A 20,115-nucleotide genomic window follows, 5' to 3' on the forward strand; every position below is an offset into this window, starting at 1 on the left:
AAAATCTCTTTTTGAATTAGAAGATAATTCTTGGTTATGAAGGAATATGTTTAGTAGGGGAGAGGTTATAAAAAAAGCGATCAGAAAGTCAATCTGATCGCTTTTGATTATTTAGTATTTAACGTGGATTACCATTCATAACCGATACCAGCACCGACATTGAATGTACCCTGTGTATTGGCACTACCGGATGCTTTGAAAATAACTTTACCATTTTCAGACATACGGCTTACACCCACAGCAACCGAACTTTGTCCATCATAAGAACCGACAGCAGCAGATGTCATCACTTTACCCGGACGAGTGACTTGAGGTAAGTTTGCTATTGCTGTTACACCCGCAACGCCAGCACGTAATTTTTTATTCTCTTTTCTTACGTGGCTTTCTAAACGATCTACACGTTTATTGGTTTCTACAATACTCGCTCTATTCGCTGCGATATTTGCTCTATTGGTTGCAATGTTAGCACTATTGGTTTCAATATTTGCTCTATTGGTCGCAATATTAGCTTTATTTGCAGCAATATTAGCTTTATTGGTTGCAATATTAGCTTTGTTGCTTGCAATCTTCGCTCTATTGTTCTCAATGTTTGCTTTGTTTTTCGCAATGTTCGCTTTATTTTTTGCGATATTCGCTTTATTTGTACCAACATTGGCTTTCACCGCATCAACGTCAGCTTGGTTTGCTTTAGTTGCGACATCTGCTTTTACAGCATCAACGTCAGTTTGGTTTGCTTTCTTAGCAATTTCAGCATTTTGAGCTTTGTTTGCTGCATCAACATCAGTTTGGTTTGCTTTAGTTGCGACATCTGCTTTTACTGCATCAACGTCAGCTTGGTTTGCTTTCTTAGCAATTTCTGCATTTTGAGCATTGTTTGCTGCATCAACATCAGCTTGGTTTGCTTTAGTTGCGACATCTGCTTTTACTGCATCAACGTCAGCTTGGTTTGCTTTCTTAGCAATTTCTGCATTTTGAGCATTGTTTGCTGCATCAACATCAGCTTGGTTTGCTTTAGTTGCGACATCTGCTTTTACTGCATCAACGTCAGCTTGGTTTGCTTTCTTAGCAATTTCTGCATTTTGAGCATTGTTTGCTGCATCAACATCAGCTTGATTTGCTTTAGTTGCTACATCCGCTTTAACAGCATCAACGTCAGCTTGGTTTGCTTTAGTTGCTACATCGGCTTTAACTGCGTCAACGTCAGCTTGGTTGGCTTTGGTTGCTACATCAGCTTTAACTGCGTCAACATCTGCTTGATTTGCTTTCTTAGCAATTTCAGCATCTTGAACTTTGTTTACAGCGTCAACGTCAGCTTTATTAGCTTTGCTATTTAAGTCGGCTTTATCCGCTTTAGCATCTAAGTCAGTTTTATCTGCTTTAGCATCTAAGTCAGTTTTATCTGCTTTAGCATCTAAGTCAGTTTTATCTGCTTTCGCATCTAATGCAGTTTTATCCGCTTTAGTATCTAATTTAGTTGCTACGTCTGCTTTTACAGCATCAACGTCAGCTTGGCTTGCTTTAGTTGCTACGTCTGCTTTTACAGCATCAACATCAGCTTGATTTGCTTTAGTTGCTACATCTGCTTTTACGGCATCAACATCAGCTTGGTTTGCTTTAGTTGCTACATCAGCTTTTACTGCATCAACGTCAGCTTGGTCTGCTTTCTTAGCAATTTCTACATTTTGAGCATGGTTTGCTGCATCAACATCAGCTTGGTTTGCTTTAGTTGCTACATCAGCTTTTACTGCATCAACGTCAGCTTGGCTTGCTTTAGTTGCTACATCTGCTTTTACAGCATCAACATCAGCTTGATTTGCTTTAGTTGCTACATCTGCTTTTACGGCATCAACATCAGCTTGGTTTGCTTTAGTTGCTACATCAGCTTTTACAGCATCAACATCAGCTTGATTTGCTTTAGTTGCTACATCTGCTTTTACAGCATCAACATCAGCCTGATTTGCTTTAGTTGCTACGTCTGCTTTTACGGCATCAACATCAGCTTGGTTTGCTTTAGTTGCCACATCAGCTTTTACAGCATCCACATCAGTCTGATTTGCTTTAGCATCTACAGCTGTAGTTAACGCATTTACTGTTGAGTTTAGTGTATCTACAATTGCTTTATCTGCTTTTGTATCAACCTTATTGGCTAGAGTATCAACAACTGTTTTATCTGCTTTATTATCTAAAGCAGTTTTATCGGCTTTAAGAGCAAGAGCATCGTCAGTTGCTTTTTTGTTTGCTTCAACAGTTGTTTTATCCGCTTTATTAGCTAAATCAGATTTTGATGCTTTAGAGTCAATAACAGCATCTTGAGCATCGTTGTAAGCATCAACATCAGCAAGGTTTTCAGCTAACTCATCAACAGCGGTTTTATCTGCTTTGCCATCAACGGTTTTCGCTAAGGTATCAACAGCGGTTTTATCTGCTTTTTGAGCGATAGCTTCGTCTTGTTTTTCATTATCTTTCGCTAAACCATCTAAACCGGTATTCACTAAAGTAAGTTGAGTATCGACAAAAGATTTATCTGCTTTATTAGTTAACTCAGTTTTATCTGCTTTGTTATCTAAAGCAGTTTTATCGGCTTTAAGAGCAAGAGCATCGTCAGTTGCTTTTTTGTTTGCTTCAACAGTTGCTTTGTCTGCTTTAGCTGTTTTTAATGCGTCAACTTCAGATTGATCAGCTTTTGCTTCAATCATTGCATCTTGAGCATCATTATAAGCATCCACGTCAGCAAGGTTTTCAGCTAATTCATCAACAGCAGTTTTATCCGCTTTGCCATCAACGGTTTTCGTTAAAGTATCTACAGCAGTTTTATCTGCTTTTTGAGCGATAGCTTCGTCTTGTTTTTCATTAGCTTTTGTTAAACCTTCTAAACCGGTATTCACTAAAGTAAGTTGAGTATCAACAAAAGATTTATCTGCTTTATTAGCTAACTCAGTTTTATCTGCTTTGTTATCTAAAGCAGTTTTATCGGCTTTAAGAGCAAGAGCATCGTCAGTTGCTTTTTTGTTTGCTTCAACAGTTGCTTTGTCTGCTTTAAGAGCAAGAGCTGCATCAGTCGCTTTTTTATTTGCATCAACAGTTGCTTTGTCTGCTTTAGCTGTTTTTAATGCGTCAACTTCAGATTGATCAGCTTTTGCTTCAATTATTGCATCTTGAGCATCATTATAAGCATCCACGTCAGCAAGGTTTTCAGCTAACTCATCAACAGCGGTTTTATCCGCTTTGCCATCAACAGTTTTCGCTAAAGTATCTACAGCAGTTTTGTCTGCTTTTTGGTCGATAGCTTCATTTTGTTCTTCATTAGCTTTCGTTAAGCCATCTAGACCAGTAGAAACTAAACCTAATTGCGTGTCCACATAGGTTTTATCCGCTTTGCTATCTAAAGCAGTTTTATCAGCTTTGAGAGCAAGGGCATCTTCAGTCGCTTTTTTGTTTGCTTCAACAGTTGCTTTGTCTGCTTTAGCTGTTTTTAATGCGTCAACTTCAGATTGATCAGCTTTTGCCTCAATCATTGCATCTTGAGCATCGTTGTAATCGGCTACATCAGCAAGATTTTCAGCTAGTTCATCGACTTGAGCTTTATCTGCTTTATTAGATTGTAATGCAGTAACGTTAGCGTTAGTTGCATCTAATGCTGTTTGGTCGGCTTTAGTTGCTAATTTAGTTGCTAGAGCTTTATCTTGTTCAGCATTTTTTCTATTTGTATAACTTTCAGCAGATTGAGCGACTTGTGTTAAAGCATCACTCACTTCTTGTTTATCGGCTTTATCAGATTGCAATGCAGTCACAGCGGCATTAGTTGTATCTAATGAGGTTTGGTCAGCTTTATTGGCTAATGCGGTATCTACGGTAGATTTATCTGCTTTATCAGTTTGTAATGCAGTAACATTAGCGTTAGTTGTATCTAAAGCGGTTTGGTCAGCTTTATTGGCTAATGCGGTATCTACGGCAGATTTATCTGCTTTACTAGTTTGTAATGCAGTAACGTTAGCGTTAGTTGTATCTAATGCAGATTGGTCAGCTTTATTTGCTAATGCAGTATCTACGGCAGATTGATCTGCTTTACCAGTTTGTAATGCGGTGACATTAGCGTTAGTTGTATCTAATGCAGATTGATCAGCTTTATTGGCAAGTGACAAATTATATTTACTAAGTTTGTTAGATTAGCTGATTGAGCAGCTAAGGCTGCAATAGTATTTGAGAGTGAAACTTGCTCTCTTAATTTAGGAGCTACTGTTTTATCTGCTCTTGCTGAGAAATTATTGGCATAAGTAGTTGCATATGATTGAATAAGATTATTCACATCTGTGAAGTCTTGGTTTGTTACAGCGAAAGAAGAAGATGCTCCAGATAAAAGTAAAATGGTTGATAATACTTTTGCTTTAGAGGCAATCGTTTGCTTTGATTTCACTTCTGAATTTGTAGATGATTTTACAACCCCACGAGCTAATTCTGATACTGCTACCCAGCTTTGTGTTGAATGGTTCCAAATCACTTTAAAAATATTATTCATAGGATATTCCTTTAGATGGAGAAAAAATATGGATATTTATATGGCTTTATAAATTATGCTCAATAAATGAAGGCATTATAAGAAGGGGGAATTAATTGTCAATTAATGTGGTTTAGGGGGGGTGGTTAAATTTTAGCCAAAGTTTACAATTTTCTTACATTATTATCTTGGAAATGTGATGAAGATCAAATTATATGATTCGTTGAAGTATAAAAAAGATACAAAAGAAGATTTATGTATATGAATTTTTACATTTTATTTTAATAACTGTTAATTATATATAAGAAGTTATTTGTAATAATTTTGAATTATATCAAATATTAGGATTGATGTTTTTTTGAATAAATGGTTTGACAGGAAAGTAAAAAAGTCTATTATAGCCGTCTAGACGGAAAAACGGCTAACTAGAATCCAGTACAGGCGGTTTAAATTTGTAAGATTTTTGCAATATTTGACCGCTTGTCTAATATATAACGTTATAAATCAATGAGTTAAAAGGTAATTAGAATGGCGATTAATTTATTTACTTCAGAATCAGTATCAGAAGGACATCCGGATAAAATTGCAGACCAAATCTCGGATGCGGTGTTAGATGAAATTTTAAAACAAGACCCGAAAGCACGTGTGGCGTGTGAAACGTATGTAAAAACCGGTATGGCGTTAGTCGGCGGTGAAATCACCACTTCTGCATGGGTGGATATCGAAAACTTAACTCGTCAAGTGATTTGCGACATTGGCTATACTCATTCTGATATGGGCTTTGATGCGCATTCTTGTGCAGTATTAAATGCGATTGGTAAACAATCACCGGATATTAACCAAGGTGTTGACCGTGCCGATCCGTTAGAGCAAGGCGCAGGCGACCAAGGTATTATGTTCGGTTATGCAACCAATGAAACCGATGTATTAATGCCGGCACCGATTACATACGCTCATCGTTTAATGGAACAACAAGCGAAAGTACGTAAATCTGGCAAATTAGATTGGCTGCGTCCGGATGCGAAAAGCCAATTAACTTTTGCTTACGAAAATAATAAAATCGTCGGGATTGATGCGGTGGTACTTTCAACTCAACACGCTGAACACGTTTCACAAAAAGATTTAGTGGAAGGTGTGATGGAAGAAATCATCAAGCCGGTATTACCAAGCGAATGGTTAAGCCAAAACACCAAATACTTTATTAACCCGACTGGTCGTTTCGTGATTGGCGGCCCAATGGGTGACTGTGGTTTAACCGGCCGTAAAATTATCGTAGATACTTACGGTGGTGCGGCTCGTCACGGTGGCGGAGCATTCTCTGGTAAAGACCCATCAAAAGTTGACCGTTCGGCAGCATACGCAGCACGTTATGTAGCAAAAAATATCGTGGCGGCAGGTTTAGCGGATCGTTGTGAAATCCAACTTTCTTATGCAATCGGCGTAGCGGATCCGACATCAATTATGGTGGAAACTTTTGGCACGGGTAAAGTTTCAAATGAAACATTAGTGAAATTAATCTACCAAAACTTTGATTTACGTCCATACGGCTTAATCAAAATGTTAGATTTAATCCGTCCGATTTACCGTGAAACAGCAGCTTACGGTCACTTCGGTCGTGAACACTTCCCATGGGAACAAACAGATAAAGCGGAAGCATTACGTGCTGGTGCAGGTTTATAATTAAGTTAAAATAACTTAGCCATATAGAGCGGTTGAATTTACAGAGAAATTTGTCAATTCAACCGCTTGTTTTTTAATTAGCTATTATTACGCAAACGTTTGCCTAAAAGGACGTAAAAGCGTATAATTCGCCCCAATTTTTTAGTTTGAGGCATTTATGCAAAATTTACGTTATCCTGTTGATTCTAAACCGCCTTTTGGTTTAACCCTTTTACTTGCAGCACAACATCTTTTAGCTGCACTTGGTGGAATTATTGCCGTGCCGCTTGTTATCGGAAATGTATTAAAACTTCCAACACCGGATACCATTGTACTGGTTAATGCGGCGTTATTGGTTTCAGGGATTGTCACGATTATTCAATGCAGAGGGATTGGTCCTATCGGTTTGCGTTTACCGAGCGTAATGGGAACCAGTTTTACTTTTGTGGCGGCGGCGCTTGCAATCGGTTTTAGTGAACATGGTGTTGCCGGTATTATGGGGGCATCGTTAGTCGGTTCATTAGTGATGATTATCGGCAGCTTCTTTATGCCGTATGTACGTAAATTATTCCCACCAGTCGTGACTGGTGTAGTGGTAATGATGATCGGTCTGAGTTTAATTCCTGTCGCAGTAGACTGGTTCGCAGGCGGTCAAAAAGGTGATCCGCATTATGCAGATCCGGCAAATCTTGCGATGGCGACTTTTGTACTTGTATTGGTGGTGATCTTGGTACAATGGGGAAAAGGAATTTTCTCTGCAGCAGCGATTGTAATCGGTATGATGGTTGGTTATGTCGTGGCGTTAGCTCTTGGCTGGATTAATTTTGATGCGGTTAAAAATGCTGAAACTTTTGCCATTCCACAGCCGTTACATTTCGGATTAGCTTTTCCAATTTCAGGTATTATCGGGATGTCGATTGCTTATTTAGTGACGATTGTTGAATCAAGCGGTAACTTTTTAGCATTAGGTAATGCAACACAAACTGAAATTACCGGTAAACATTTACGTGGTGGCGTACTGTGTGACGGTTTAGGTTCTGCGTTTGCAGCAATTATGTCAACGACACCGTTCTCATCATTTGCACAAAATATAGGCGTTATTTCGTTGACCGGTGTGGCAAGCCGTTATGTGGTGACTGTGATGGGGGTACTGCTAGTTTTAGCCGGTGTATTCCCTTGGTTCGGAGCCTTAATTGTGTCAATTCCGAGTCCGGTATTAGGCGGTGCGGGTTTAATGATGTTTGCAATGATTATTGCTGCTGGTATCCAAATGTTGGATAAAGTAGAACGTTCAAAACGTAACGGCTTAATTATTGCGATTTCAATCGGTTGTGGTTTAGCCGTGACGACGCGTCCTGAATTATTAGATAAATTACCAAGCTTCTTTAAAGAAGTATTTGGTTCGGGGATTACGGTCGGTTCCATTTTAGCGTTAGTTTTAAATCTTATTTTACCGGAAGATAAGGAATAAATAATTAGTGCGATTGGCAAAATTTACTTGAAATTGAGTAGATGAAGCCTTATCTTACGAAAAAACTTAACGCCACAGTCTCAAGTGGCGTTTTATTTTAGATTCTCAACAAGGAAACAATTATGACTTTACAAGTTACCGATGCAACTTTTGAACAAGAAGTTTTAAAATCAGATGTACCTGTATTATTAGACTTTTGGGCACCATGGTGTGGTCCTTGCCGTATGGTCGCACCAATTTTAGACGAATTATCAGAAGAGTTTGTAGGTCGTGCGAAAATCGCTAAAGTAAATGTGGATGAGAACCAACAAATCCCAGCACAATTCGGTATTCGTTCAATCCCAACTTTAATCCTTTTCAAAAATGGTGAAGTGGTTGCAACACAAGTTGGTGCATTACCAAAATCACAATTAAGTGCATTTGTTGAACAAGCACTTTAATCTTTAATTTTCTAAATCGGGCGAGTTAATTCTCGCCCTTTTTATTTGCAAAAAAATTGTTAAAAAAGACCGCTATTTGCTATATAAAGCCTAGCAAAATCAAGTACAAATAGGTACAATCGACAAGCTACGTTATTTTTAATAGACGTACAGAAATTTTTTATTTTGGAGAAATTTATGTCGTGGAATGAATCAGGCAACCAGCAAGATCCGTGGGGTAAACCGGGTCAAAAAAAGCCTGAGCAACAAGGGCAAGGTTCGCAACAAGAACCGAATCAACAGAATAATCGCCAAGAGCCGCCGGATTTAGAGGAGGCTTTTAGCTCGTTACTAAAAAAAATGGGTGGTGGTAAAAAAGGAAATCAATCGGGAAATTCGCAAAATTTCGGTAAACTCCTACCGCTTACTGCCATTTTAGCCGCTATTGTTTGGGGTGCATCCGGATTTTATACCGTTCAAGAGGCGGAAAGAGGGGTTGTAACCCGTTTCGGTAAATTACACCAAATCGTAATGCCGGGTTTAAACTGGAAGCCGACTTTTATTGATGAAGTCATTCCGGTGAATATTGAGCGTGTGTCAGAATTAAAAACTGGCGGTTCAATGCTGACGCAAGATGAAAATATGGTTCAGGTTGAAATGACGGTTCAATACCGTGTTGAAGATCCGGCTAAATATAAATTTAGCGTACGTGATGCGGACGATAGCTTAAAACAAGCGACAGACAGTGCATTACGTTATGTGATCGGTCATATGTCAATGGATGATATTTTAACTACCGGTCGTGCAACGGTACGTGAGAAAACTTGGCAAACTCTCCGTGATATTATTAAAACCTATGATATGGGGTTATTAGTTACGGATGTAAACTTCCAATCCGCTCGTCCGCCGGAAGAAGTAAAAGACGCATTTGATGATGCGATCAAAGCACAAGAAGACGAACAGCGTTTAATCCGTGAAGCGGAGGCTTATGCACGTGGTCGTGAACCGATTGCTCGTGGTCAGGCACAACGTATCGTTGAACAAGCAACAGCTTATAAAGATCAAATCGTGTTAGAAGCAAAAGGTGAAGTAGAACGTTTTTCTAAATTGTTACCGGAATATAAAGCCGCACCGAAAGTTATGCGTGAGCGTTTATATATCGAAACCATGGAAAAAGTGATGAAAAACACGCCAAAAGTGATTATGGACGGTAACGGTAATAATTTAAACGTATTGCCAATGGATAAACTGTTGGCTAAACCGGCTGTATCTGAACCGGCGAAACAAGCTACGCCGATTGTTATTCAGCAACCGCAAGTGATGCAACAGCCTGTTCAAACTTCTGTGCCGAATACACAACAAAATGAAGAGCCGGTACGTAAGGGGAGATTTTAAAAATGCGTAAATTCTTATTACCTATTTTATCTCTCATTGCTTTTGCGGTGATTTCTTGTATTACGATAGTACCAGAAGGTTATCGTGGCATTATGTTACGCTTCAACAAAGTACATCGTGATTCAGACCAAAAAGTAGTGGTTTATGCACCAGGCTTACACTTTAAAGCACCATTTATTGATAGCTTAAAAGTATTGGATGCACGTATTCAAATTTTAGATGGTCAAGAAGATCGCTTTGTGACGGTTGAGAAAAAAGACTTATTGGTTGATTCTTACGTGAAATGGCGTATCAGTGATTTCGGGAAGTTTTATACTGCAACTGGTGGCGATACACAACGTGCTTCAGATCTTTTAAAACGTAAAGTTGGCGACCGTTTACGTTCTGAAATCGGTTCTCGAACGATTAAAGATATCGTGTCTGGTTCTCGTGGTGAATTGATGGCAGGTGCACAAAAAGCCGTAAATGACGGCGATGATGGTGCAGAGAAACTTGGTATCGAAGTGGTCGATGTACGTGTAAAACAGATCAACCTACCGAATGAGGTTTCATCTTCAATTTATCAACGTATGCGTGCGGAACGTGCTGCGGTAGCAAGCGAACACCGTTCGCAAGGTGAAGAAAAAGCAGAAATTATTCGTGCTGAAGTTGACAAGAAAGTGGTACTTATTGAAGCTCAAGCGAAGAAAACAGCCGAAACTTTACGCGGTGAAGGCGATGCACAAGCTGCAAAAATTTATGCAGACGCATTTAGTCAAGAGCCAGAGTTTTATAGCTTTGTACGTAGCTTAAAGGCATACGAAAACAGCTTTGCAAAAGATCAAAGCAATATGATGCTACTTAAATCGGACAGTGAGTTTTTCCGCTTTATGAAAGCTCCGACAAAATAATTGTATCTATAAGACCCGATCTATATCGGGTCTTTAACTTTTTTATTTCGCTCTGAAAATAGACTAGTACAAGCGGTAGAATTTAGCTATTTTTTGGTAAATTTCTTAGAATATTTAATCGCTTGTTATTGGTGTGTTTGGAGTGAAGATACCAATTCAATTCAAAACTAACTAAAGAGGCAATTCCTATGGGTAAAAGTGTTGCTATTCTCGGCGCTCAGTGGGGCGATGAAGGGAAAGGTAAAATCGTAGATTTATTAACAGACCGTGTAAAATATGTGGTTCGTTATCAAGGTGGTCACAATGCAGGCCATACCTTAATTATCAATGGTGAAAAAACTGTTCTTCGTCTTATTCCGAGCGGTATTTTACGTGATAATGTCACATGCTTAATTGGTAACGGTGTGGTACTTTCTCCGGATGCGTTAATGAAAGAAATGGGCGAATTAGAAGCACGTGGAATTAACGTTCGTGAGCGTTTAAAAATTTCAGAAGCTTGCCCATTAATTCTTCCTTACCATGTTGCAATGGATCACGCACGTGAAGCAGCATTAGGTAAAAATAAAATCGGTACAACCGGTCGTGGTATCGGTCCGGCATACGAAGATAAAGTGGCTCGCCGTGGTTTGCGTGTCAGCGATTTATTTGACAAAGAAGCGTTTGCTGAAAAATTAAAAGATATTTTGGATTACTACAACTTCCAATTAGTTAATTACTATAAAGTTGAACCGGTAGATTTCCAAAAAACTTTAGACGATGTATTTGCGATTGCTGATGTGATTAAAGGTATGGTGGCGGATGTAACCACTTTACTCCACCAAGCACGCAAAGACGGTGTGAATATCTTATTTGAAGGTGCGCAAGGCACAATGTTAGATATCGACCACGGTACATATCCGTTTGTAACCAGTTCAAATACTACGGCAGGTGGTGTTGCAACCGGTTCAGGTTTTGGTCCTCGTAATCTTGACTATGTATTAGGTATCATCAAAGCATACTGTACTCGTGTGGGTAGCGGCCCGTTCACCACGGAATTATTTGATGAGGTGGGGGCGGAAATTGCGCGTAAAGGTAATGAATTCGGTGCGGTAACCGGTCGTCCTCGTCGTTGCGGTTGGTTTGATGCGGTAGCTGTACGCCGTGCAGTACAAATTAACTCGATTTCAGGCTTCTGTATGACAAAATTAGACGTATTAGACGGCTTTGAAGAGTTAAAAATCTGTACCGCATACAAAATGCCAAACGGTGAGATCGTAGAATATGCACCGATGGCAGCGAAAGATTGGGAAGGTGTTGAGCCGATTTACGAAACAATGCCGGGCTGGTCTGAAAACACCTTCCGTGTAACTAAACGTGAAGAGTTACCACAAGCGGCATTAGATTACATCAAACGTATTGAAGAGCTTGTTGGTGTGCCGGTTGATATTCTGTCAACAGGTCCGGATCGTGTTGAAACAATGATCTTACGTGACCCATTTGCTGCGTAATCTCGTTTAAATTTTTAGTTGTTTTCTTACCACGGAAAACACGGAGTTCACGGAATTTTCTGTGTATTCTGTGCTTTCCGTGGTAATTGTTTTTTGATACTTGTCTGAAAAGCAGTTAAATTTGCAAATTCTTAGCGAAATTTAACCGCTTGTTTGGGCAACTTTTTTCTGTAGTGAAACCGAAAAATGAAATTTATTATTAAACTTTTCCCTGAAATTATGATTAAAAGCGATTCGGTTCGTAAACGCTTTATCAAAATTCTGACTTCAAATATCCGTAATGTGTTATTGCGTGAAACTGAAAATGTGGCAGTGATTCGTAACTGGGACTTTATTGAAGTGCGAGCCAAAGTGGCGGAAGAAGCGCCGATGGTATTGGAATTACTGAAACGTACACCGGGTATTCACCACATTTTAGAAGTGGAAGAAATGCCGTTTACTACGATGCACGATATTTTTGAAAATACATTGGCAAAAGTACGTGATGAATTGGAAGGTAAAACATTCTGTGTACGTGTACGCCGTAAAGGTAAACACGAATTCCGTTCGTTAGATGTCGAAAAATATGTGGGTGGCGGTTTAAATCAACATATTGAATCGGCGCGGGTGAAATTAACCAAGCCGGATGTAACCGTTCGTATTGATATTGACGGCGATAAAATGTTGCTGATCAATGCTCGTCACGAAGGTTTAGGCGGTTATCCGATCGGTACGCAAGAAGATGTGTTATCGCTTATTTCCGGTGGTTTTGATTCGGGCGTATCAAGTTATATGCTGATTCGCCGTGGTTCACGTGTACATTACTGCTTCTTTAATTTAGGCGGTGCGGCACATGAAATTGGTGTAAAACAAATGGCATACCATATTTGGAGCCGTTACAGCACCTCACACAAAGTGCGCTTTGTGGCGATTAATTTTGAAAATGTAGTCGGCGAAATTTTAGAGAAAGTCGATAACGGTCAAATGGGTGTGGTGTTAAAACGTATGATGGTGCGTGCTGCAAGTAAAATTGCCGAGCGTTTCGATATTCAAGCGATCGTGACCGGCGAAGCGCTAGGTCAGGTTTCAAGCCAAACTTTAACCAATTTACGTTTAATCGATAAAGCGTCTGATACATTGGTATTACGTCCGTTAATCACGCACGATAAAGAGCAAATTATCGCCATGGCAAAAGAAATCGGCACCGATGATATTGCGAAATCTATGCCGGAATTTTGTGGTGTAATCTCGAAAAATCCGACCGTGAAAGCGATTGAAAGCAAAATTGTGGAAGAAGAAGGACATTTCAATTTTGAAGTGTTGGAACAAGCGGTCGCAAACGCACAATTCCTTGATATTCGTGAGATTGCTCAACAAACGGAACAAGAGGTTGTGTCGGTTGAAACCACTTCTGAATTAACCGAAAACGATATTATTTTAGATATTCGTAGCCCGGAAGAAACAGATGAAGCTCCGTTTAGTTTAGATGGTGTAGAAGTGAAATTAATGCCGTTCTATAAACTTTCAAGCCTGTTCGCTTCGTTGGATCAATCGAAAAACTACTTACTTTATTGCCAACGTGGAGTAATGAGCAAATTACAAGCGCTTTATCTCAAAGAAAATGGCTTTAGTAATGTAAAAGTGTTCCGATACTAATTATTTTAGCAACTTTAAAAGCGGTCATTTTTTGCAAAAAATTTGTAAAATTTGACCGCTTTTTTTATTAGCTATATTTTCCAATTTGGCAAAACTCATTTAATTTCTCGTTGCTTTTTCATCAAAAATAAATCCATAAAATAGTTCTCAACAAAGCAATCACATATGGAGAACTAAAATGAATCCTAAATACAACCCATTATTTACCCCTTATACGCTCAACAACGGCGTAGAAATCAAAAACCGCCTGACGGTTGCCCCTTTAACCATTTACGATTCTGGCGAAGACGGCGAGATGACGGAAGCAGGTCGCCGTTTTTGGCAAAATCGTTTTGAAGGTTTTGGCTTGTACATTATGCCGTTTACCAACGTTCACCCAAGTGGCATTGGCTTTGAAAGCCCAAATGCTTTTGATGAACGCCACTTACCTACTTTGCGTGAATATGCGGAAATCGCCCACGCACAAGGGACAAAAGCGGTGGTACAGATTGCCCATTCTGGCAGTCGTGCTGAACGTTCGATGACCCAAGGATACGACGTGCTAGCCCCAACTGGCGATCTGTACGGGCGATTCCGTACGATGACAGAACAGGAAGTGTGGGAAATGGTGGATAGTTTCGCTTATGCCGCAGAATTAGTGATGAAAGCAGGCTTTGACGGTGTGGAAATCCACGGTGCAAATGGCTGGCTAATTCAACAATTTATGTCGGCAGCAACTAATCTACGTACGGATTACTGGGGTGGCAGTTTAGAAAAACGAATGCGTTTTCCGCTCGCGATTGTGGATAAAATTGATGAAATGCGTAAAAAATATAACCGCCCTGATTTCATCATTGGCTACCGTTTCTCGCCTGAAGAACCTGGTGAAGACGGCATTACGATGAAAGAAACGCTCGCATTAGTGGACGCATTGTTGGAAAAACCGTTGCAATATCTGCACATTTCATTGTGGGATTTCTACAAAAAAGTTCGCCGTGGGGCGGATACCAACCTTACCCGAGTGCAAGTGGTACACGACCGTATCAACGGACGAATGCCGTTCTTTGCCTCGGGCAATCTCTACACCGCAGATGATATGCTTAACGCCTACCAAACAGGCTGGGTGGAAAGTGTTTCAATCGGTAAAAGCATTATGCTCAGCCCGAATCTCGTGGAGCTGATCCAAACTGGACGAGAAGTAGAAATTGAAAGCACCTTCGACTGGGAAAAAGCAGATTACTACCGCTACACCCCAGCAATGCTACAAGGCACAATGGCTGGCACGGATTTCTTCCCTCCGTCAAAACAAAATGGTGTGAGATATAGAACTAATCATTTTTAACTAAAACGACAAGCGGTCATTTTTGCAAAAATTTTGCAGAATTTGACCGCTTTTTTATTCTCTTATAGTGAATGAAAATAAAAATGAGGCAAGGCGAGGCAACACCGTATCATTGAAATTTTAATTCACTACATATTTTCTAAACTAGCAAAACTGTTTTATTTTTCTTTGGCTTTTTCAGAAAAAATAAACTACTAAAATAACTACAAATTAACCCGTTATGTAAGGAATTAACAATGAAAAATCGTATTTGTAACATTTTAGGTATTGAAAAACCGATTATCCAAGGACCAATGTCTTGGCTGACGGACGCACGTCTTGTGGCAGCGGTGAGTAATGCTGGTGGCTTGGGGTATTAGGACCAAATGCCGGCTTGCATCAAGCAGAATCAACCCCAGAAGGTGCAGCAGAAAAATTGCGTGAAGAGATCCGTAAAACAAAAGCTTTAACGGATAAACCTTTCGGCGTAAACGTGATTATTGACGGTGCATTAAGTGTGTGGACACCGCCACAAGTAGAAGTGATTAAACAAGAAAAAGTGGCTATCGTGGTTTATACTGGCTATGGCGAAGGCGGAATCATTCCTGAATTATTTGCAGATTTAAAAGCAGCTGGCGTGAAAATTGTTTATCGAGATATTAACCCAACGCCTGAAAATACTCGCCGAGCAGAAGCCGCTGGTGCGGATGTTATCGTTGCGACAGGTTTTGACGAAGGCGGTACATTACATGGGCAAGTAATGGGCACATTTTCTATCGTGCCATTGATTGCAGATGCTACTCAAAACGTACCCGTTATGGCAGCAGGTGGCATTGCCGACCACCGTACAGCTAAAGCGGCGTTTGCCTTAGGTGCAGAAGGCTTATTTGTTGGTTCAGCATTTTTAACCACCACCGAAAGCCGTATGCACGATGCAGCTAAAGAAAAAGTCGTTGCGGCAACAGGGCAAGATTTATTGCTATTCCGCACCGTGCCAGATTATTACCGTTCGCTTTCAACCCCACTCGCAGACAAACTCGCCGAAATGGATAAAGCAGGGGCAAGCAAAGAAGAGATTAATGCCTTAATGGGTGGTTTGCGTGGAATGAAATTCGGTATGCTAGACGGCAATTTTGATGAAGGTTATATTTCTGTCGGCAACGGTATCGGCAGCATTCACGCCGTGAAATCTGTAGCAGAAGTTGTTGAAGAATTAATTGGTTGGTTTGAATAATCTATACCGTCTGAAATTTGGGTTTCAGACGGTATTTTTTCCCTCCATATATTTTCCAAATCAGCAAAACTAATTTAACTCCTCATTGCTTTTTCATCAAAAATAAATCCCTATAATTGACCGTACTTAAATTATTTTAGGACAAGAAAATGAAAGAACTTAATATCGCCACTCAATCAGGTACGGTATTGCACGGTGTGCTGTTCCCTGCTGAAACCCAAGTGAAAACGGTGGTTATTGCGATTACAGGTATTCACGGTAACTTTTATTCCAATCCGTTTTATTACAACATTGGCGAAACCTTGAGCAAGGCAGGGGTGGATTTTCTTTATGCACAAACTCGCAATGCGTTCGGCAAAATGCAAGAAGTGAACGCCTTAACCAACGAACCTGAAATTATCGGGTCGTTCAATGAAGATTTTGCAAAAACCATTGAAGATTTGACCGCTTACCTTGATTTTGCCGAACAGCAAGGCTATGAAAATATCGTGTTGGCAGGACATTCGCTTGGGGCGAACAAAGTTATCTATTATTTGAGTGAAACGCAAGATCCACGAGTGAGCAAATTTCTGTTACTCAGCCCAGCTAATGTTACCCATTTAACCAATTTTGTCGGTGAGCCTGAGCGTGCCTACATTCGCCAAATGGTCGAAAAGGGTCAAGGGCAAAAATTACTCCCTTTTGAGCTATTTGGTTGGTTACCCGCCACGGCGGATACCGCCTATCAATGGCTGTATAGCCCGTTGCTGAATAATGTCCACGTGGAAACAGATGGCGATTTTTCTCAAGTGGAAAACATTTCCCATTCGGGAGCTTTGTTAATCGGTACGCTTGACCGTTTTACTTACGGTGATCCAAGTGGTTTTTTACGCAATATCAACGCTCACTTCACAAATAGCCAAGCAAACGAGCTTATTTTTATCGAAAATACAGGGCATACTTATCAGCAAAAAGAACAAGAACTGGCGGATAAAATCCGTGATCTGCTGACAACTTGGGGGATTTAATGCCATTTCTATTTTTAAAGACGAATGTAACGATTTCGCCAGAACAAGAAGTTAAGCTAAAAACCGCTTTCGGCAAGGCGATTGCGTTAGTGCCAAATAAATCGGAGGCGGTGTTGATGATGGAATTGCAAGACAACGCCCGAATGTGGCTTCGTGGCGGTCAGCCACCAATGGCGTTTATCAAGTTGAGCTTGTTCGCCAACCCACAACATTTGGGCTACCCTGAATTGACGGCAATGCTCACGCAACAAGTGGCAGAAATTTTGCCGATTCCGCCAGAAAATGTGTATATCCAATTTGACGACATTCAAGCGTGGGGCGTGAATGGGTTTTATCTTGAGTAACAAAATATGCTGAAAATAACTGTCTTTACCGATCCGATGATGGGGCTTTCCTACGAAAGTGAGCCGTTCTTACGCCAGTTGGAAACCCATTTTCCCAATCAACTTCAATTTGCCTATGTAATGGGCGGTTTGGTGAGAAATGTCGCTGACTGGCTGCTGCCGAATGAAACCCTAGCCGAATATAACGCCCGCCTTGCTCGCATTTACGAGGCAGAACAGGCGATTTCAGGCTTGCCGATTTCAATGCCGAATCTCAATTTGTTTACCGCTGAACGCCCCTCGTCCCTGCCGTTAAATTTGGCATACAAAGCGGCACAGTTGGCGGAGAGTTGCAAAGCGGACGCTTTTTTATACCGCTTGCGATACGCCACCATTGTGGAAGTTCGCCCAACCAATGATTTAAACGAGGTTTTAGAGGTTGTGCGAGCGGTTGGCATTGATGAGTCGCTGTTTTTACGCCATTTTCAAGACGGTTCAGCCCAAGCACAATTAGAGCAGGATTTTGCGTTGAAAGATCGCTTGGACGTGCGTGGTTTGCCTGCCTATCCATTTGAATTTGAAGGGAAAAAGATCTTGGTAAATGGCGTGCTGAATTTTGCTCAATTTACACAAATTATCCGCCAAATTTCAGAGGGCAAATTGCAACCCCAAGCCCCAAAACTCACCCAAGAAACGCTCTCGGCACTACTCGCTAAGCACCCTGTGATTTCGCTCATTGAGTTGCAATATGCTTTCAATGCAAGTGAAGCCGAAGTGCGGTTAATGTTGGCAGATTTTTTGGCAAAGGACGAAGTGAAATGGATGAACAACCCGGCCTTCATTTGCACAAATTTAACCGTTTAACATTGCAACAATAAGCGGTAAAATTCTTGTCAAATTTTGCAAAAGAGAACTTAAAATGGACAGAATCCAAACCTTGCAAGTCTTTACCCACGTGGTAGAAACGGGCAGTTTTTCCAAAGCAGCTGATCAGCTAAATCTGCACGTTTCCGCAGTTTCCAAAGCGGTGAAGTATTTGGAAAATCAGCTTGGTTTACGCCTACTTAACCGCACCACTCGTAGCCTAAAATTAACCGCAGAAGGCGAAGCCTTTTATGAAAAAGCGCAATTTTTATTAGCCGAGTTGGAAGAAACATTTCAGGATTTATCAGGCGTGAGCCAGCAGGCAAAAGGCAAATTACGCATTGAAATGCCGACTGTTGTCGCCCCTTTTGTGATTGCTAAATTGCCCGATTTTCAACGCCTGTATCCAGAAATCCAGCTGGTGATCACTGTAAGCGATCAGTTGAGTAACTTAGTTAATGACGGTTTAGATTGCACCCTTCGCTTAGGCGAGCTGGCTGATGCCAGCTATATCGCCCGCCGTTTAGCCAATGTAGCAATGCAAACTTGTGCATCGCCAAGTTATCTTGCCCAACACGGCACGCCTGAAACTTTGGCAGATTTAGCACAACATCACGTTGTACATTATGTTTCAGGTCAGCAAGGGAAAATTATGCCGTGGAAATTTCTTGAACAGTCAGAGGAAGTAGAACAATTCAAAAATACCCACGCTACACAAGTAAATGACTCAAACGCCCTATTATTTACCGCACTTTCAGGGCTTGGCATTGTACAAATGCCCGATCTGATACTTCGTCCTTATTTAGAACGTGGCGAGCTTGTGCCGATTTTAACAGAGTTACAAACCCCAACCCGTCCGCTTTGGATTATTTATCCCCAACGCCAATTTATTCCAAAACGCCTGGCAGTGTTTATTGAATGGTTAGTGGCATTAGCGTGGAATGTTAAATAAGTAACTAAGACCGTCCGCTTTTGGTACTACTTTTATGAGGCTTATTTTCTTTTTTACATAAAATTTTGCAATAAAAGTGATTATTTTGATTTCTTAAGATTTAATTAAGATTTTCTTGATTTAATGTGTGTCATCGAAAGGGCATTGTGCTTTTCGAACCAAACATAACATTTAACAAGGATCTTAATCTATGAAAAAATTATTTACATTTACCGCTGTTTTGACAGCATCTTTACCGGCAATCGCAGGTTTCCAAGATAATACTCAGGCTATTAATTCTAATCAGGTTACTGTTATTAAAAGTGTGGCTAAAGCGAAAACAGCAAATGAAGATATGCCTGTGCAGCTAACTGGTTATATTACTCGCCAAGTGGATAACGATGAATTTTATTTTAAAGATGCTAGTGGCGAAATTAAAATTGATGTTGAGGATCATGCTTGGAATGGTCAGAATGTGACACCTAAACATAAAATTACTATTGAAGGTAAGGTCGATAGAAATGATGCAGGCAGAGCAGACATTGATGTTTATCGTATCAAAAAACACTAATATCTAAAGAGGATTTTTATATGAAGAAAATAATGACTTTAACAGCAATTTTAACTGCAACGGTATTAACGGCGTGTTCTAAAAATGTTCCGCAAAATCAAGTATTTGGTGAAGCGACAAATACGGTTGCTACGGTGCAACAACTTTCATCTTTAGCAGACGATAGTCGTGTAACTTTAGAAGGAACTTTATTAAGTCGTATTGATGACGATGAATATAAATTCCAAGATAGTACCGGCACCATTAAAGTGGAAATCGACAATCACGTTTGGAATGGCTTAAATGTCACACCTAATGATAAAATTCGTATTCAAGGTAAATTTGATAAAGAAACCTTTGATTCAAGTATCGATGTATATAGCGTTGAAAAAGTACAGTAATTCTATTTAAGCATCTCAAGCGGTCTGTTTTGGCAAGAATTTTGCTAAAATAGA

Annotated in this window: 16 protein-coding genes and 1 pseudogene; 15 read left to right on the forward strand and 2 right to left on the reverse strand. The window is 40.2% G+C overall.

The genetic code is table 11. The features are described from left to right. Positions 1-128: 128 nt before the first annotated feature. Entirely contained in the window at positions 129-4,142 is a 4,014-nt protein-coding gene (locus tag NYR60_RS01445; protein ID WP_279467353.1) for a YadA-like family protein, read from the reverse strand. Next, positions 4,106-4,516 (reverse strand): ESPR domain-containing protein, encoded by a 411-nt coding sequence (locus tag NYR60_RS01450; RefSeq protein ID WP_279467355.1) that lies wholly within the window; start codon positions 4,514-4,516, stop codon positions 4,106-4,108. The genes NYR60_RS01445 and NYR60_RS01450 overlap by 37 nt, the downstream gene beginning before the upstream one ends. 507 nt (positions 4,517-5,023) lie before the next feature. On the opposite strand from NYR60_RS01450, the gene metK reads away from it, so the two are divergent. The 15 genes and pseudogenes from metK to NYR60_RS01530 all read left to right on the forward strand — a co-directional run bounded on the left by metK (position 5,024) and on the right by NYR60_RS01530 (position 20,061). Next, on the forward strand, positions 5,024-6,175 hold the full coding sequence (metK, locus tag NYR60_RS01455) for a methionine adenosyltransferase (RefSeq protein WP_014991856.1): 1,152 nt from the start codon (positions 5,024-5,026) through the stop codon (positions 6,173-6,175). A gap of 157 nt (positions 6,176-6,332) precedes the next feature. Continuing rightward, positions 6,333-7,625, forward strand: coding sequence for a nucleobase:cation symporter-2 family protein (locus tag NYR60_RS01460; protein ID WP_279467356.1), 1,293 nt, complete (start codon positions 6,333-6,335; stop codon positions 7,623-7,625). A gap of 122 nt (positions 7,626-7,747) precedes the next feature. After that, positions 7,748-8,065, forward strand: coding sequence for a thioredoxin (gene trxA, locus NYR60_RS01465; RefSeq protein WP_279467357.1), 318 nt, complete (start codon positions 7,748-7,750; stop codon positions 8,063-8,065). A 177-nt stretch (positions 8,066-8,242) separates the two neighbouring features. Beyond that, positions 8,243-9,439 carry an FtsH protease activity modulator HflK gene (gene hflK / locus NYR60_RS01470; RefSeq protein WP_279467358.1) on the forward strand — a complete coding sequence of 399 codons (1,197 nt, stop codon included), beginning with the start codon at positions 8,243-8,245 and terminating at the stop codon, positions 9,437-9,439. 2 nt (positions 9,440-9,441) lie between these two features. Next, positions 9,442-10,329, forward strand: a complete 888-nt coding sequence (hflC, locus tag NYR60_RS01475) for a protease modulator HflC (RefSeq protein WP_279467360.1) — start codon at positions 9,442-9,444, stop codon at positions 10,327-10,329. Between the two features lie 188 nt (positions 10,330-10,517). Next, on the forward strand, positions 10,518-11,816 hold the full coding sequence (gene purA, locus NYR60_RS01480; protein WP_279467362.1) for an adenylosuccinate synthase: 1,299 nt from the start codon (positions 10,518-10,520) through the stop codon (positions 11,814-11,816). A gap of 186 nt (positions 11,817-12,002) precedes the next feature. Continuing rightward, the gene (thiI, locus tag NYR60_RS01485) at positions 12,003-13,451 is read left to right on the forward strand and encodes a tRNA uracil 4-sulfurtransferase ThiI (protein ID WP_279467364.1); all 1,449 of its coding nucleotides are present in this window, start codon (positions 12,003-12,005) and stop codon (positions 13,449-13,451) included. A gap of 178 nt (positions 13,452-13,629) precedes the next feature. Beyond that, a complete protein-coding gene (locus tag NYR60_RS01490) occupies positions 13,630-14,772 on the forward strand; it encodes an NADH-dependent flavin oxidoreductase (RefSeq protein WP_279467365.1) in 1,143 nt (380 codons plus the stop codon). Positions 14,773-15,065: 293 nt separating this feature from the next. Then, positions 15,066-15,985, forward strand: a pseudogene (locus NYR60_RS01500) (NAD(P)H-dependent flavin oxidoreductase). A gap of 149 nt (positions 15,986-16,134) precedes the next feature. Then, positions 16,135-16,992 carry an alpha/beta fold hydrolase gene (locus tag NYR60_RS01505; protein WP_279467369.1) on the forward strand — a complete coding sequence of 286 codons (858 nt, stop codon included), beginning with the start codon at positions 16,135-16,137 and terminating at the stop codon, positions 16,990-16,992. Then, entirely contained in the window at positions 16,992-17,336 is a 345-nt protein-coding gene (locus NYR60_RS01510; protein ID WP_279467370.1) for a phenylpyruvate tautomerase MIF-related protein, read from the forward strand. Before NYR60_RS01505 ends, NYR60_RS01510 begins: the two co-directional genes overlap by 1 nt. Positions 17,337-17,342: 6 nt before the next feature. Next, a complete protein-coding gene (locus NYR60_RS01515) occupies positions 17,343-18,179 on the forward strand; it encodes a DsbA family protein (RefSeq protein ID WP_279467371.1) in 837 nt (278 codons plus the stop codon). Between the two features lie 55 nt (positions 18,180-18,234). Then, positions 18,235-19,131, forward strand: coding sequence for a LysR family transcriptional regulator (locus NYR60_RS01520; protein WP_279467372.1), 897 nt, complete (start codon positions 18,235-18,237; stop codon positions 19,129-19,131). 190 nt (positions 19,132-19,321) lie between these two features. Continuing rightward, entirely contained in the window at positions 19,322-19,681 is a 360-nt protein-coding gene (locus NYR60_RS01525; protein WP_279467373.1) for a YgiW/YdeI family stress tolerance OB fold protein, read from the forward strand. A 20-nt stretch (positions 19,682-19,701) separates the two neighbouring features. Next, entirely contained in the window at positions 19,702-20,061 is a 360-nt protein-coding gene (locus NYR60_RS01530; RefSeq protein ID WP_279467375.1) for a YgiW/YdeI family stress tolerance OB fold protein, read from the forward strand. Positions 20,062-20,115: the final 54 nt, after the last annotated feature.

It is taken from the genome of Actinobacillus genomosp. 2, assembly GCF_029773605.1.
Taxonomy (GTDB): Bacteria; Pseudomonadota; Gammaproteobacteria; order Enterobacterales; family Pasteurellaceae; genus Actinobacillus.

What these genes read in the sequence shown, in the direction of transcription:
- NYR60_RS01505 (WP_279467369.1), top strand. Translation starts at nt 16,135, where the DNA reads ATGAAAGAACTTAATATCGCCACTCAATCAGGTACGGTATTGCACGGT.
- NYR60_RS01520 (WP_279467372.1), top strand. Translation starts at nt 18,235, where the DNA reads ATGGACAGAATCCAAACCTTGCAAGTCTTTACCCACGTGGTAGAAACG.
- NYR60_RS01530 (WP_279467375.1), top strand. Translation starts at nt 19,702, where the DNA reads ATGAAGAAAATAATGACTTTAACAGCAATTTTAACTGCAACGGTATTA.
- NYR60_RS01510 (WP_279467370.1), top strand. Translation starts at nt 16,992, where the DNA reads ATGCCATTTCTATTTTTAAAGACGAATGTAACGATTTCGCCAGAACAA.
- NYR60_RS01490 (WP_279467365.1), top strand. Translation starts at nt 13,630, where the DNA reads ATGAATCCTAAATACAACCCATTATTTACCCCTTATACGCTCAACAAC.
- trxA (WP_279467357.1), top strand. Translation starts at nt 7,748, where the DNA reads ATGACTTTACAAGTTACCGATGCAACTTTTGAACAAGAAGTTTTAAAA.
- hflC (WP_279467360.1), top strand. Translation starts at nt 9,442, where the DNA reads ATGCGTAAATTCTTATTACCTATTTTATCTCTCATTGCTTTTGCGGTG.
- NYR60_RS01450 (WP_279467355.1), bottom strand. Translation starts at nt 4,516, where the DNA reads ATGAATAATATTTTTAAAGTGATTTGGAACCATTCAACACAAAGCTGG.
- thiI (WP_279467364.1), top strand. Translation starts at nt 12,003, where the DNA reads ATGAAATTTATTATTAAACTTTTCCCTGAAATTATGATTAAAAGCGAT.
- metK (WP_014991856.1), top strand. Translation starts at nt 5,024, where the DNA reads ATGGCGATTAATTTATTTACTTCAGAATCAGTATCAGAAGGACATCCG.
- NYR60_RS01525 (WP_279467373.1), top strand. Translation starts at nt 19,322, where the DNA reads ATGAAAAAATTATTTACATTTACCGCTGTTTTGACAGCATCTTTACCG.
- purA (WP_279467362.1), top strand. Translation starts at nt 10,518, where the DNA reads ATGGGTAAAAGTGTTGCTATTCTCGGCGCTCAGTGGGGCGATGAAGGG.
- NYR60_RS01460 (WP_279467356.1), top strand. Translation starts at nt 6,333, where the DNA reads ATGCAAAATTTACGTTATCCTGTTGATTCTAAACCGCCTTTTGGTTTA.
- NYR60_RS01515 (WP_279467371.1), top strand. Translation starts at nt 17,343, where the DNA reads ATGCTGAAAATAACTGTCTTTACCGATCCGATGATGGGGCTTTCCTAC.
- hflK (WP_279467358.1), top strand. Translation starts at nt 8,243, where the DNA reads ATGTCGTGGAATGAATCAGGCAACCAGCAAGATCCGTGGGGTAAACCG.